Source organism: Leucobacter triazinivorans (assembly GCF_004208635.1).
In the GTDB taxonomy this organism is placed as follows: Bacteria; Actinomycetota; Actinomycetes; order Actinomycetales; family Microbacteriaceae; genus Leucobacter; species Leucobacter triazinivorans.
The window spans coordinates 2,976,470-2,990,865 of sequence record NZ_CP035806.1 but is presented as its reverse complement, the minus strand read 5'-3'; the positions used below and the strand labels follow the sequence as shown (position 1 = coordinate 2,990,865).

Sequence of the window (14,396 nt, the reverse complement as noted above, 5' to 3'; positions counted from 1 at the left end):
ACCACCTGGAGAGAGTATGACTCAGGAGAAGCCCACCGGGCTGCCCGACAAGATCCGCCACTACATCGACGGCCGGTTCGTCGACTCCGTCGGGGGCGAGGAGTTCGAGGTGCTCGAGCCCGTCACCAACGAGACCTACATCATGGCCTCCTCGGGCCAGCAGGCCGACATCGACCTCGCCGTCGCCGCCGCCAAGCGGGCCTTCGAGGAGGGCCCGTGGCCCAAGATGCTGCCCCGCGAGCGCTCGCGCATCATGCACAGGATCGCCGATATCGTCGAGTCGCGCGACGAGCAGCTGGCGCTGTTCGAGAGCTTCGATTCCGGCCTGCCCATCACCCAGGCGAAGGGCCAGGCCCGCCGCGCGGCCGAGAACTTCCGGTTCTTCGGCGATCTCATCGTGGCCCAGCACGACGACACCTTCAAGGTGCCGGGTCGCCAGGTGAACTACGTCAACCGCAAGCCGATCGGCGTCGCGGGGCTCATCACCCCCTGGAACACCCCGTTCATGCTCGAGTCGTGGAAGCTGGCCCCGGCGCTCTCGACCGGCAACACCGTGGTGCTCAAGCCCGCCGAGTTCACTCCCCTCTCCGCCTCGCTCTGGGCCGACATCTTCACCGAGGCGGGCGTGCCCGCCGGGGTGTTCAACCTCGTCAACGGCTTCGGCGAGTCGGCGGGCGACGCGCTCGTCAAGCACCCCGACGTGCCGCTGATCTCCTTCACGGGCGAGAGCCGCACGGGGCAGATCATCTTCGGCAACGCGGCTCCGTACCTCAAGGGCCTGTCGATGGAGCTGGGCGGCAAGAGCCCGGCCGTCGTCTTCGCCGATGCCGATCTCGAGGCCGCGCTCGACGCCACCGTCTTCGGCGTGTTCAGCCTGAACGGCGAGCGCTGCACCGCGGGCAGCCGCGTGCTCGTGCAGCGAGACATCTACGACGAGTTCGTGGAGCGCTACGCCGAGCGGGCGAAGAACATCGTGGTCGGCCTGCCGAGCGATCCCGCCACCGAGGTCGGGGCGCTCGTGCACCCCGAGCACTACGAGAAGGTCATGAGCTACGTCGAGATCGGCAAGGGCGAGGGCCGCCTCGTCGCCGGCGGCGGGCGCCCCGAGGGCTTCCCCACCGGCAACTACGTGGCCCCCACCGTGTTCGCCGACGTGTCGCCCGACGCCCGGATCTTCCAGGAGGAGATCTTCGGCCCCGTCGTCGCGATCACGCCGTTCGACACCGACGAAGAGGCGCTCGAGCTCGCCAACAACACGAAGTACGGCCTCGCCGCCTACATCTGGACCTCGAACCTCAAGCGCGCGCACAACTTCGCGCAGTCGGTCGAGGCCGGCATGGTGTGGCTCAACTCGAACAACGTGCGCGACCTCCGCACGCCCTTCGGCGGCGTGAAGGCCTCGGGCCTCGGCCACGAGGGCGGGTACCGGTCGATCGATTTCTACACCGATCAGCAGGCCGTGCACATCACGCTCAACGAGGCGCACAGCCCCCGGTTCGGCGCCGGCAAGTAACCTCAACCTCCATACGCCACCCATGTCACCCTGCGCGAAGGCCGAAGACCGAAGCGCGGCATCCGGCTCGACACGAAGCTGGATCCTGCGACTCGCTGCGCTCGCGCAGGATGACAGAACACTGCAAGGAAGCGACATCATGGCCAAACTCAACGACAGCGACAAGACCTCCTCCGGCTTCTGGGTGACCGAAGAGGCCCCGATCCACTCCGACAACCCCATTGCGACCCCGCAGGCCGCCGCCCCCGACATCCTGCGCTGCGCGTACATGGAGCTCGTGGTCACCGACCTCGCGGCCTCGCGCGAGTTCTACGTCGACGTGCTCGGCCTCTACGTGACCGAGGAGGACGACGAGGCCATCTACCTCCGTTCGACCGAGGAGTTCATCCACCACAACCTCGTGCTGCGCAAGGGCCCCGTGGCGGCGGTCGCCGCCTTCTCGTACCGCGTGCGCACGCCCGAGGACCTCGACAAGGCGGTCGCCTTCTACACCGAGCTCGGCTGCGACGTGCGTCGCAACGAGAACGGCTTCGTGAAGGGCATCGGCGACTCGGTGCGCGTGGTCGACCCGCTCGGGTTCCCCTACGAGTTCTTCTACCAGACCGAGCACGTCGAGCGTCTCGCCTGGCGCTACGACCTGCACACCCCGGGTGAGCTCGTGCGCCTCGATCACTTCAACCAGGTGACCCCCGACGTGCCGCGCGCGGTGCGCCACTACCAGGATCTCGGCTTCCGCGTGACCGAGGACATCCAGGACAACGAGGGCACCGTCTACGCCGCGTGGCTGCGCCGCAAGCCGACCGTGCACGACACCGCCGCCACCGGGGGCGACGGGCCGCGCATGCACCACGTCGCCTTCGCCACGCACGAGAAGCACAACATCCTCGCGATCTGCGACAAGCTCGGCGCGCTGCGCCTGTCGGATCGCATCGAGCGCGGCCCGGGCCGCCACGGCGTCTCGAACGCCTTCTACCTCTACCTGCTCGATCCCGACGGCCACCGCGTCGAGATCTACACCCAGGACTACTACACCGGCGACCCCGACAACCCGGTCGTCACCTGGGACGTGCACGACAACCAGCGCCGCGACTGGTGGGGCAATCCGGTCGTGCCCTCGTGGTACACCGAGGCCTCCCTGGTGCTCGATCTCGACGGCAACCCGCAGCCGGTGATCGCGCGCACCGACGACAGCGAGATGGCCGTGACGATCGGCGCCGACGGGTTCTCGTACACCCGCGAGGGCGACGAGACGAAGGGCTTCAAGCTCGGCGAGACGCTGTAGCACGCTTCTCGGGCTGGTTCCCGTCGTCCTGCGCACGCGTGCGAGTCGCAGCATGACGGGTTCTGGCACCACCTCTCAGAGGCGGCTGGGGATCGGGGCCGGGGCGCGCAGCGCTCCGGCCCCGTCGTCGATTCAGGCGGAGTCGGGATCCCCGGATCCGAACGCGGCGGTGCCGGGATCCCCGGATCCGGGGCCGCCCGTGAGGCGCCCGGGAATGCCGAGCGCCAGCTCGGCGTAGCTGCGCACGGCGGCGCGGCATTCCTCCCGCGGGGTCTGGTCGCCCACGAGCGGGTACAGGTCATAGGCGTCCTCGAGCGCCACCAGATTGCGGGCGATCATCCCGGGCGGCGACGCGAGCGCGAACTCGCCGGTGCCCGCGCCGATCTCGATGAGGGTGCGGTAGAGCATGACCTGCCGATCCGTGAGCGCGCGGTGCGCGGGCAGGTACTCCGGGTGGTCGGCGAGAATGCCGACGCTCTCGTAGACGTGGCGCAATTCATCGCTGATGGTGTCGGGCACGCCGGCCTCGATCATCGCCGCGATGCGTGCGGTCGCGCTCTCGGAGCGGTCGAGGATCGCCTGGCGTCGCTCGAAGAACTGCTCGAGCGCCCCCGCGATCGCCGTCATCTGCAGCTCCCCCAGACTGGCGAAGTAGTGCAGCACGTTGGCGGGGCTCATCTCCGCCTCGGCCGCGACCGATCGCACGTTCACCCGCCGGGGATTCGACCGGGCGACGCGCCAGAATGCGCGGACGATGTCCTCGCGGCGTTCCGATCGACGGCGTGCGGTCGCGTTCATGCGCTCCAGCTTATTCGTACGCAGGACGGCCCCGAGCCCTCCGGCGCGACGCGCGGCCGCCGGAGGGCTCGGGGCGAAGATCCCTGGAGGGGCGGATCCCTCGGGGAGCGGATCCCTCGGAGCGAAGGATCCGGGATCGCGGATCGGGGATCCCGCATCAGCGGGCGGGTTCCGGCTCTTCCCGCTCCCGCTGCTCCTCCGGCAGCTCCTCCTGCGGCACGACCCGCACCGACTCCGTGAGCCCCGCGTAGTACTCCGGTCTGCGCGCCTTGAGCACGAGGCCGACCGTGATCCCGCCGAAGAACAGGATCGGCGTCGGCAGCAGCAGGATCTGGTTGATCGGCCCCTCGAGCCCCGTCACCACCTCGAAGTTGGTGACGATCAGGACGAATCCGACGACCAGGCCGAGCGCGCCGAGCACCGGGGCGACGACCACGCGCCAGACGCTGTGCCCGCGACGATCCCTCGCGAAGTACCAGACGACCGCGATGGCGGTGAAGGCCTGCGCGAAGACGAGACCCTGCACGCCCGTCGCGTAGGTCCAGAGGGCCAGGCCGAGGAAGGGGTCGGCGTTCACGAGGATCGCGATGAGCACGCCGATCGCGCAGCACGCGCTGAGCGTCAGGCTCGCGACCGCCGGCGACTGGCTGCGCGCGCTGGTGCGGCCGAGCGCTCGAGGGAGCAGCCCCTCGCGTCCGAGCGAGAACAGGTAGCGGGTGCAGGCGTTGTGGAAGGCGAGCACGCACGCGAAGAAGCTGGTGACGATCAGCGCCTTCATGGCGAAGGCGGCCCAGGCGCCGGCGAGATTCTCCGTGCCCGTGATCACCATGGTCTCGAACGCGTCGCTGCGCGCCATCTCGAGCACGCCGTCCACCCCGAACGCGACGGTCAGCACCCAGAAGGTGAACGCGTAGAACAGGCCCAGGAACGCGATGGCGATGATCGTGGCGCGCGGGATCGTGCGCTCGGGGCGCTTCGCCTCCTCGGCGTAGATCGCCGTGCTCTCGAAACCCAGATAAGCGCCGAAGCCCACGATGAAGAGCGTTCCCGCGGCCGGCGCGAAGAACACGTTCTGCGGGTCGAAGGAGACGAGGCTCCACGGCTCGGGGCCGCCGTCGGCGAGCGCGGCGATCGCGAAGACCAGCAGGATCGCGACCTCGAGGGTCAGCAGCACGCCGAGCACCTTCGCGCCGACGTCGACCTTGCGGTAGCCGAGGAACGCGACGAGCCCGACGGCGATGAGCGACCAGACACCCCAGGGCAGGTCGAGACCGAAGAGCTCGGCGAAGGTGAACTGCGCGAAGAAGCCGATGAACCCGTAGAAGGAGATGACGAGTGAGATGTAGGCGAAGACCGTGGCCGAGGAGACCCCGAGACCGAACGGCTTGCCGATCCCTCGTGACACGTAGGCGTAGAAGGCTCCCGCGTTGCGCACGCTCTTCGACATCGCGGTGAAGCCGAGCGCGAAGAGGACGAGCACCACGGCGCAGAACAGGATGGCGCCGGGTGCGCCGATACCGCCCAGCCGGAAGGTCGTGACGGCACCGCTCAGGATCACCGTGAGGGGCGCTGCGGCCGAGACCACGAAGAACACGATGTCCCAGGTGCCGAGGCGACCTCGGGCGAGCTGCCCGCTTCCGCGGTGCGACGATGGGGTGGGTGCGGTGGACATGCGGACTCCCTTGTCTGACTCCGAGATCACTGCGCTTGCTGAACAATGATCAAGTTCTTCCTGCATTTCGTTATCGCCTGTAATGTAATCACAGACGAAAGGATTAAACAATGTTCAAGATCGAGGATGGATCGATGGCATCCGACCCCGCCCCTGAGGCCGGCACCGGCGCCGGCGGCGGCGCCGACCCGGGAGCCCCCCGCGCGCGCGACCTCGGCGTCCCCAGCGACGGCGAACCGGGCCGCTGGAACGCCATCACCGACGTGCCCGGCCTCGAAGTGGGGCTCGTCACGATCCTCGAGGATCAGCCCGCGGTCGCCCGCACGGGCGTCACCGCGATCCTGCCCCGCGGCCGCGCCGCAGCCGGCGGGCCGTGCGCCGCCGGCGTCGCGGTGCTCAACGGCAACGGCGAACTCACGGGCCGTAGCTGGATCGAGGAGTCGGGCCAGCTGCAGGCCCCCATCGCGATCACGAACTCCCACGCCGTCGGCGCCGTGCACCGCGGCGTCGATCGCTGGATGGCGCAGCACCACCCGGCATCGGCTGCCTCATGGATGCTCCCCGTCGTCGGCGAGACCTGGGACGGCTACCTCAACTCCATCAACGCCGACACCGTGCGCCCGGAGCACGCCGTCGCGGCCCTCGACGCGGCAGCGAGCGGCCCGGTCGCCGAGGGCAACGTCGGCGGCGGCACCGGCATGAACTGCTACGGGTTCAAGGGCGGCACCGGCACGGCATCGCGGATCGTGCGCTCGGGCGACGAGCGCTGGACCGTGGGGGTGCTGCTGCAGGCGAACTTCGGCTCGCGCAAGGAGCTCAGGATCGCGGGGCGCCCGCTCGGCCCCGCGTCGCAGGCCCCGAACCCCATGGAGACCAGCGGCTGGTTCGCGCGCGAGGCAGGAGCCGGCGCCGTGGCCGCCCCCGGCGCGGGCAGCGTGATCGTGGTCGTGGCCACCGACGCGCCCCTGCTGCCGGACCAGTGCCGTGCGCTCGCGCGCCGCGTGCCGCTCGGCCTCGCCCGCACCGGAACCACCGGCAGCCACTTCTCGGGCGACATCTTCCTCGCTTTCTCAACCGCGAACGAGGGGGCGCTCGGTTCGCGGATGGCCGGCGACGGCATCGCCGTCGAGCAGCTCTCGCACGTGGCCTGGGGCGGCATCGACCCCTTCTTCGAGGCGGTCGTGCAGGCCACCGAGGAGGCGGTCTGCAACGCGCTCATCGCCGCGCGGGACATGACCGGCCGCGACGGGCACACGAGCTTCGCGCTGCCGCACGAGGAGGTGCGCGCGGCGTTCGACGCCGCGTGACCCTCCCGCCGCGCCCCCAGCACCTCCTCCCGCCTCCTCCGTCATCCTGCGCGACGAGAGCGCACCCCCGCATCCTCCGTCATCCTGCGCGGAGTGAGCGCACCCCCGCCTCCTCCGTCATCCTGCGCGACGAGAGCGCACCCCCGCCTCCTCCGTCATCCTGCGCGGAGTGAGCGCACCCCCGCCTCCTCCGTCATCCTGCGCGGAGTGAGCGTAGCGAACGTAGTCGCAGGATCCACAAGCGCAGATTCTGCGACTGCGCGCAGAATGACGGTGGCGGACCCTCCCCGGCGAACCGCTCCACAGACTGTCCATTTGGATAGCCGTGCGCCGATCCTCATGGGCCGTGCGCGCTGTGCACAGTCCTGCCCTTCGCCGTTTCCGGGCCCGTACTTAGACTCGGACGCGTAGAGCCTTCAGCGCCGAAGCAGGTGCGCAGCGCAGCCACGAGAGGAAGTCACAGCATGAGTGCCCACGCGACGCCGGAAACGGCGCAACACGATCCGGGGCTCAGCCGCCGGACGCTCGGAGTCCCCGCGATCACCTTCATGATCATCGCGGCCTCGGCCCCCCTGACGGTGGTCGCCGGCGGTGTCACCACATCGTTCGCCGTCACCGAATCGCTCGGTGTGCCGCTCGGCTTCCTGCTCATCGCGGTGATCCTCGCGGTCTTCGCGGTGGGCTACACCGCCATGAGCCGCTACATCACGAACGCCGGCGCCTTCTACGCGTACATCGCCCAGGGTATCGGCCGGCCGCTCGGCGTGGGAGCCTCGCTCGTCGCGCTCGTCGCCTACAACGCGATGCAGATCGGCATCTACGGCCTGTTCGGCTTCCAGCTCTCCATCTTCCTCGAGACCAAGTTCGGCTTCGCCTCGCCCTGGTGGGTCTGGATCCTCCTCTGCATCGTCGTCGTCGGCGTGCTCGGCGTGAACCGCGTCGATCTCTCGGCGAAGGTGCTGGGCGTGCTCGTGGCGCTCGAGTTCCTCGTCGTCATCGTCTTCGACATCGTCGCGCTCGGTCATGCCCCGGAGGGCGTGACCGCAGCGGCGCTCAATCCGGCCGCGCTCTTCGGGCCGGCACTCGGCATCATCCTCGTCTTCGGCGTGGCCGCCTTCATGGGCTTCGAGGGTGCCGCGATCTACGGCGAGGAGGCGAAGGATCCGAAGCGCACGGTGCCCCGCGCCACCTACGCGGCGGTCGCCATCATCGGCGTCTTCTACGCCTTCAGCGCCTGGGCGTTCTCGGTGGGCATCGGCCCCTCGCAGGTCGTCGAGCAGTCGCAGACGTTCGGCCCCGACCTGATGTTCGTGTTCATGACCGATCAGGTGGGTGTGATCTTCTCGGACATCATGACCCTCCTGTTCCTCACGAGCCTCTTCGCCGCGCTGCAGGCCTTCCACAACGCCGTCGCCCGCTACTTCTTCTCGCTCGGCCGCGAGGGCGTGCTGCCGACGTGGTTCAGCCGCACGAGCCGGTCCGGGGCGCCCTGGGCGGGCTCCGTCGCCCAGACCGTGATCGCCGTGGTCGTCGTGGCCGGCTTCGCGCTGACCGGTGACGCCTTCGGCGCGGCCGAGTCGATGTTCGGCGACATGGCGTTCCTCTACCCGGTGCTCACCATGTTCACCTGGCTGACGAACACCGGCGCTGCGGCGCTCGTGCTGCTCATGGCCGTCATCGCAGTCGCCGTGATCTGCTTCTTCCGGCGCAACAACCGCGGGCTCAGCGTCTGGACGACCGTGATCGCACCGGTCGTCTCCGGTCTCGCGCTGCTGTGGGTGTTCATCATGATCCTGAGCAACTTCCAGCTGATGCTGGATCAGGACGAGCCCAACGCCACCACCTTCATCCTGCCCGGCATGATCTTCGTGGCCGCCATCGTCGGCATCATCTGGGCGCTCGTGCTGCGCGCCAGAAAGCCGGAGATCTACCGGCAGATCGGTCACGGCACCGAGCCCGGCGCCTACGGCACCGAGATGGTCGACGTGGTGGAGCAGTAGGCGCGAGAGGCCCCTTCCGCGGGCCGGCGGCGCAGCGACGCCGCCCCCCCCTGCGCCGAGAGGAGAAGCTTCTGGCCTGATCTGGCGGATCAGCCCGAGAAGCCCTCCTCTCGGCGTGCGCCTCGACAGTGCTGCAATCACCGGTGACGCTATTCGAGTTCTCAAGCCGATGCGGGCAGAAGACACCGTTCTCCCTACCAGCATCGGCTTTTCGACGGTGTGGGGCAACTAGCCGTAGAGGTAGCTCATCCCTCGAATGTCCCCTCTGCCGAGTGTGCGCATAGCGGACTCGCACGCGTTGGCCGAGGGCTTCATCACCTGGTTGTTCGACTGGCTGGAGTGTCCGAGCCCGTAGGTGTGACCGAACTCGTGGGTTGCCACCCCCTGCAAATCGTATTTGCTCCCTGAGCAGGACGTGCTACTTCCAGTATTCCAGGCATATCTGGTGTTGTATTTGTGGTCCGAACGGTACGGGTAAGCACCCACTGTGTACGTGCAGGCGTTGGCGAGCGTGTCGGTAGGCAACGAGCCCCAGCCCTTCGTGTTGAGCGCAGCACTCCAAGCTCCACAACCGCCAGAGCTATTATTTAGCGGAGCACGGGTAGTGGTTCCTGCATAACTCGTTCTCAGTTTTGAGGAAGCCGTAAACCCGCAGCCATCCGAAAGCGTTCCTTTCCAGCGATTGGCAGCTCGTTGAAGAGTTGCCGCCGCATCAGTGCCTTTTTGGTTTGCCGGATTGTATTGCCACTCGACGTTTCGGCTGGCCCAATCATGCCCGAGCAACACCGAGTCCCATGAGCTGCATTTGATGGGTGAAGCAAGAGGAGCGATCCCGGAGGCGCCATGAGGGACCTGCAATGACCGTTCCTCCTCTTCAAGCAGCGATTCAATCTCAGCTAAGCGCTCGAGACCTGCTTCACTTCCTACGGCCTCGTCGCCGATCCGAATTGCGGCAGCCCCATCTTCATCGGTGACGATCAGCACTGGAAGAACTTCAGGAGACCCTTCTGTGGTTAGGGCTTCTGCGGCTACTTCGAACCCAGGAGGCGGCAAAGCAAACTCTCTACCATCCGGAAGAATCAGAAACGTTGTTTCTTCTTCAGCCACGTGCACCGTAGCAAGTTCTTCCAAGTGGATGGTTTCATCATCAAGCGCTTGCGCCGGAGACGCAGGGAGGACGACGAGTGCCGCGAGAGCTACTGGCGGTATGAGCTTCTTCATTTCCTTCGGGGTTCCTTTCCTGCGGGGTGGGATTCGTTAGCGAACGAAGAATCTATAGACGGGAGTCCACTGCACGAATTGCTTCTCGACACATGCGGAAGGTCGCTGAAGAGTGCAGGATGAGCTGGAATGAACGGTGATCGGTATCGGAATAAGCGATACAAGCACTAGAGACACGAGACCCAGGGGCAGCCATTTTGTAACCTTTTTGATCTTGCTCTGACACAAGACCCCAGGTGCTTCTTGAGGTATTTGCGAGCCGTGCATAAAGTTCTCCTATCGTCGGCCAAACTGCGTATACAAGCTCCACGCTGAAACAATGAGCCACAGCGCACTGAAGGAGCCAGTTGTGACAGCCACTCCCTTGTCGAGAGGTTCAACCGAACTGCACTAGTCCTTCCCGTACCCAGGGGCAGCGGCATTTCTGGCACGAGTTGACGGCAGAGCGGTTCGAGTTCTCAAGCCAGCGGCAAATCGTGTGTACCGGCGCGAACGAAGACATGGTTCTGCATGTTCAGAAAGCCAAGTTCTCATGAATGAACTCATCTCTGTGCCCGCTCAGCCCGAACCGGCTCTTCGTCGCCAACTGCCCTGGCGCCGGGTACATGATCCGGAGATGGTAACTGGAAACGTAGGCCTCATCCTTGAGACACTCATTGCCGACCTCTTTGAGAATGGTGCGTAATTACCCGGGTTTGCGTGGAAGGCCTGTAGATGGCCTTCTCAATTTGAGCCCCGGCTGTGGAGAAAATCTAACCTCACACGAATCGCACTCAGTATGCTTCAGGAGAGTTTAGGTATGCGGATACCGGAGATTTGGTACAGTGCGGCTATGTATCCGCTCCAGAATCTGCATGCGAGGGAGTTGACGGCACTGGGCAGCCTATTCTCAGTAGTGTCGCAGTCAGGGTGACCGTTTGGTCAGGCAGCGAGTGCGACCTGGTTGTTGATGATGGTCTCGTATTCGATTGGCGTCAACCGCCCCAATCGGGCCTGTCTGCGACGTCGATGATAGGTGCGCTCGATCCACGTCACCACGGCGAAGCACGGCGCTATTCAACGCGTCACCGCCAGCGCGGATCACGGCAGAGCAGCCACGCAGTCCGGTCACACATCGGTTCACCGAGGCTCTTCGCTTCATCAGCGAGGAACCGATACCCGAACTCGGAATCCTCAAGGAGAGCATCGTGGAGCGCATTCGCGCAATATGCCTGCACAGGGTCCCGTTCAGCCACCGGGTTGCGGAACCAGCGGCGGTCGGACTGGAGGGCACCGTGCCGGTGTAGTGGATCGGTCTGGGTCTGCAGCGTCAGCTCGCCCAATCGGCGACACGCTCCGCTTCCCCGATCGGCGCCACGTCCACTCGCTCGGCGTCGGCGGCGGTCCGCGTCCGGGATCCCGGACATGCGAGCCGAGGAGTTCATTGCCCCGAGCACCGAGACGCGGTGGGATGGATCCATCGCGGCATCGCCGCCGCACACGATCGAAAGGACCCCACCATGACGCTCCCCGGCGCCCGCCCCGTCCGCGCTCCCCGCGGCACCGAGCTCTCGGCGAAGAGCTGGCAGACCGAGGCACCGCTGCGCATGCTCATGAACAATCTCGACCCCGAGGTCGCCGAGCGGCCCGACGATCTCGTCGTCTACGGCGGCACCGGCCGCGCTGCCCGCAGCTGGGAGGCCTACGACGCCATCGCGGACACGCTGCGCGATCTGGAGGAGGACGAGACCCTGCTCGTGCAGTCGGGCAAGCCGGTCGGCGTGTTCCGCACCAACAAGTGGGCACCCCGCGTGCTCATCGCCAATTCGAACCTCGTGGGCGACTGGGCCAACTGGCCCGAGTTCCGCAAGCTCGAGGCCGAGGGGCTGCTCATGTACGGCCAGATGACCGCGGGATCGTGGATCTACATCGGCACCCAGGGCATCCTGCAGGGCACCTATGAGACCTTCGCCGCGGCGGGCCGCAAGCTGCAGGGCCAGAATCGCATCGAGACTGTCGCGGGCAAGGGCTCCCTCGCCGGCACCATCACGCTCACCGGCGGCTGCGGCGGCATGGGCGGCGCCCAGCCCCTCGCGGTGACGCTGAACGACGGCGCCTGCCTCATCGTCGACGTCGACAAGACCCGCCTCGACCGCCGCGCGGGCAAGCGCTACCTCGACGAGGTCGTCACCGACCTCGACGAGGCGCTCGCCAAAGTGCAGCAGGCGAAGGACGAGCAGCGCGGCTGGTCGGTGGGCCTCGTGGGCAATGCCGCCGAGGTGTTCCCCGAGATCCTGCGCCGCCACCGTGCGGGCGAGATCACGATCGACCTCGTGACCGACCAGACGTCGGCCCACGATCCGCTGTCGTACCTGCCCATCGGCTACCGGGTCGAGGAGCGACTGGAGCGCGCCGAGGCGGATCCCGAGCAGTTCACCAGGGACGCGCAGGCCGCGATGGCCGCGCACGTGAAGGCCATGGTCGAGTTCCAGGATGCGGGCGCCGAGGTCTTCGACTACGGCAACTCGATCCGCGACGAGGCCCGCACGGGCGGCTACGACCGGGCCTTCGAATTCCCCGGCTTCGTGCCGGCCTACATCCGCCCGCTGTTCTGCGAGGGCCTCGGGCCGTTCCGCTGGGCCGCGCTCTCGGGAGACCCCGAAGACATCCGTGTGACCGACGAGGCGCTCAAGGAGCTCTTCCCGGAGAACACGCACCTGCACAAGTGGCTCGACGCCGCCGCCGAGCGCGTCGAGTTCGAGGGCCTCCCGGCCCGCATCTGCTGGCTCGGCTACGGCGAGCGGCACCAGGCCGGCCTGCTCTTCAACCGGCTCGTGGCCGAGGGCAAGGTCTCGGCGCCGATCGTGATCGGCCGCGACCACCTCGACTCGGGGTCGGTCGCCTCGCCGTACCGCGAGACCGAGGCCATGGCCGACGGCTCCGACGCGATCGCCGACTGGCCGCTGCTCAACGCGCTCACCGCGACCGCCTCGGGTGCGACCTGGGTGTCCATCCACCACGGCGGCGGCGTCGGCATCGGCCGCTCCGTCCACACCGGCCAGGTCTCGGTCGCCGATGGCACGCCGCTCGCAGCCGAGAAGCTCGAGCGCCTGCTGACCAACGACCCGGGAATGGGCGTGATCCGGCACGTCGACGCCGGCTACCAGCGCGCGGTCGACGTCGCCGGCGAGCGCGGCGTGCGGGTTCCCATGACACCCACCATCCGCAACACCGACACCGCCTGGTGACCCCGGTTCGCGGTGGCGGATTCCCGATTCCAGCACGACATTGCGTCTTCTCGATGTGCAATATCGCACATCGTTCAGCCGCAAAAGCGCCAGAATCGGAAATCCGCCACCGCGCCCCTCTCCTTGGTGCGAAAGTAGAACTGTGACTGCATTACTGATCGACGGCATCGGCGAGCTCACGACGAACGACGCGTCGCTCGGTGAGGGCGTCGGAGGTCGCCTGCGCGAAGCCGCCGTGGTGATCGATGACGGCCGGATCGCGTGGGTCGGTGCGGCCGCCGCCGCTCCTCCCGCCGACGAGCGATTCGACGCGGCGGGGCGCGCAGTGCTACCCGGCTGGGTGGACTCGCACACCCACATGGTCTTCGCCGGCGACCGCACGGCGGAGTTCGAGGCGCGCATGGCCGGCGAGGCGTATGCCGCGGGCGGCATCAACGTGACCGTCGAGGCGACCCGGGCGGCCACCGACGCTGCACTCGCCGAAAACCTCGCGCGGCTCGTCGCCGAGGCCCGCCGGGGCGGCACGACCACGCTGGAGACGAAGACCGGCTACGGTCTCACGGTCGACGACGAGGTGCGCAGCGCGCGGATCGCGGCCGAGCAGGCCGACGCCGTGACATTCCTGGGGGCGCATGTGGTTCCGGGCGGGCAGGATCCGCGGGCCTATCTCGACCTCGTGACCGGGCCGATGCTCGACGCGGTCGCGCCGATCGTCAGCGCGGTCGACGTGTTCTGCGAGGCGGGAGCCTTCGACGAGAGCGCCTCGGCTCGCGTGCTCGAGGCCGCGGCCGCGAGGGGGCTTGCCACTCGTGTGCACGGCAACCAGCTCGGCCACGGTCCCGGCGTCCGCCTCGCGGTGCAGCACCGCTCGCTGAGCGTCGACCATCTCGGCTTCCTGGACGACGCCGACGTGGAGGCACTGGCCGGATCCTGGAGCGACGGCGCTCGCGGCACCGTGGCGACCGTGCTCCCCGCCTGCGACCTCTCGACCCGCATGCCCCTCGCCCCGGCGCGCCGGCTCATCGACGCAGGCGCGGTGCTGGCGATCGCCTCCAACTGCAACCCCGGAACGTCGTACACCAGCTCGATGGGCTTCTGCGTGGCGACCGCCGTGCTGCAGATGGGCCTCTCCGTGCAGGAGGCGGTGCGGGCGGCGACGCTCGGCGGCGCGATCGCGCTCGGCATGCACGAGCACGGCTGGCGGGATCCCCTCGGCCAGATGCAGCCCGCCGTCGGGGCGATCCGGCCCGGCGCCCGCGCCGACCTGCAGGTGCTCGAGGCGCCCTCGGTGACGCACCTCGCCTACCGCCCGGGCATGCCGCTCACCGCCGCAGTCTGGCGCGCGGGCGCGCGGGTGGCCTGAACTCGCGCGGGTC

The 14,396-nt window shown here is 67.7% G+C and carries 9 protein-coding genes and 1 pseudogene; 6 read left to right on the top strand and 4 right to left on the bottom strand.

Features of this window, described 5'->3' with window-relative positions:
• Positions 1–16 precede the first annotated feature (16 nt).
• Both hpaE and hpaD read left to right on the top strand, forming a co-directional pair.
• Positions 17–1,513: a 5-carboxymethyl-2-hydroxymuconate semialdehyde dehydrogenase gene (hpaE, locus tag EVS81_RS13555; protein ID WP_130110833.1), complete on the top strand. Its 1,497-nt coding sequence runs from the start codon at positions 17–19 to the stop codon at positions 1,511–1,513.
• Between the two features lie 139 nt (positions 1,514–1,652).
• The gene (hpaD, locus tag EVS81_RS13550; RefSeq protein ID WP_130110832.1) at positions 1,653–2,795 is read left to right on the top strand and encodes a 3,4-dihydroxyphenylacetate 2,3-dioxygenase; all 1,143 of its coding nucleotides are present in this window, start codon (positions 1,653–1,655) and stop codon (positions 2,793–2,795) included.
• Positions 2,796–2,927: 132 nt separating this feature from the next.
• On the opposite strand, the gene EVS81_RS13545 is transcribed toward hpaD, so the two are convergent.
• On the bottom strand, positions 2,928–3,593 hold the full coding sequence (locus EVS81_RS13545; RefSeq protein WP_130110831.1) for a TetR/AcrR family transcriptional regulator: 666 nt from the start codon (positions 3,591–3,593) through the stop codon (positions 2,928–2,930).
• A gap of 157 nt (positions 3,594–3,750) precedes the next feature.
• Positions 3,751–5,265, bottom strand: a complete 1,515-nt coding sequence (locus tag EVS81_RS13540) for an APC family permease (RefSeq protein WP_130110830.1) — start codon at positions 5,263–5,265, stop codon at positions 3,751–3,753.
• 110 nt (positions 5,266–5,375) lie between these two features.
• On the opposite strand from EVS81_RS13540, the gene EVS81_RS13535 reads away from it, so the two are divergent.
• Together EVS81_RS13535 and EVS81_RS13530 are read left to right on the top strand one after the other, a co-directional pair.
• Positions 5,376–6,572 carry a DmpA family aminopeptidase gene (locus EVS81_RS13535; protein WP_240739860.1) on the top strand — a complete coding sequence of 399 codons (1,197 nt, stop codon included), beginning with the start codon at positions 5,376–5,378 and terminating at the stop codon, positions 6,570–6,572.
• 464 nt (positions 6,573–7,036) lie between these two features.
• Positions 7,037–8,572, top strand: coding sequence for an APC family permease (locus tag EVS81_RS13530; RefSeq protein WP_240739859.1), 1,536 nt, complete (start codon positions 7,037–7,039; stop codon positions 8,570–8,572).
• Between the two features lie 228 nt (positions 8,573–8,800).
• On the opposite strand, the gene EVS81_RS13525 is transcribed toward EVS81_RS13530, so the two are convergent.
• Both EVS81_RS13525 and EVS81_RS16290 read right to left on the bottom strand, forming a co-directional pair.
• Entirely contained in the window at positions 8,801–9,793 is a 993-nt protein-coding gene (locus tag EVS81_RS13525; RefSeq protein ID WP_130110829.1) for a matrixin family metalloprotease, read from the bottom strand.
• Between the two features lie 921 nt (positions 9,794–10,714).
• A pseudogene (locus EVS81_RS16290) lies at positions 10,715–10,834 on the bottom strand (IS3-like element ISAar45 family transposase); the annotation flags it as partial.
• A 458-nt stretch (positions 10,835–11,292) separates the two neighbouring features.
• On the opposite strand from EVS81_RS16290, the gene hutU reads away from it, so the two are divergent.
• Together hutU and hutI are read left to right on the top strand one after the other, a co-directional pair.
• On the top strand, positions 11,293–13,020 hold the full coding sequence (gene hutU / locus EVS81_RS13520; RefSeq protein WP_130110828.1) for a urocanate hydratase: 1,728 nt from the start codon (positions 11,293–11,295) through the stop codon (positions 13,018–13,020).
• A gap of 142 nt (positions 13,021–13,162) precedes the next feature.
• The gene (gene hutI, locus EVS81_RS13515; RefSeq protein WP_130110827.1) at positions 13,163–14,383 is read left to right on the top strand and encodes an imidazolonepropionase; all 1,221 of its coding nucleotides are present in this window, start codon (positions 13,163–13,165) and stop codon (positions 14,381–14,383) included.
• Positions 14,384–14,396: the final 13 nt, after the last annotated feature.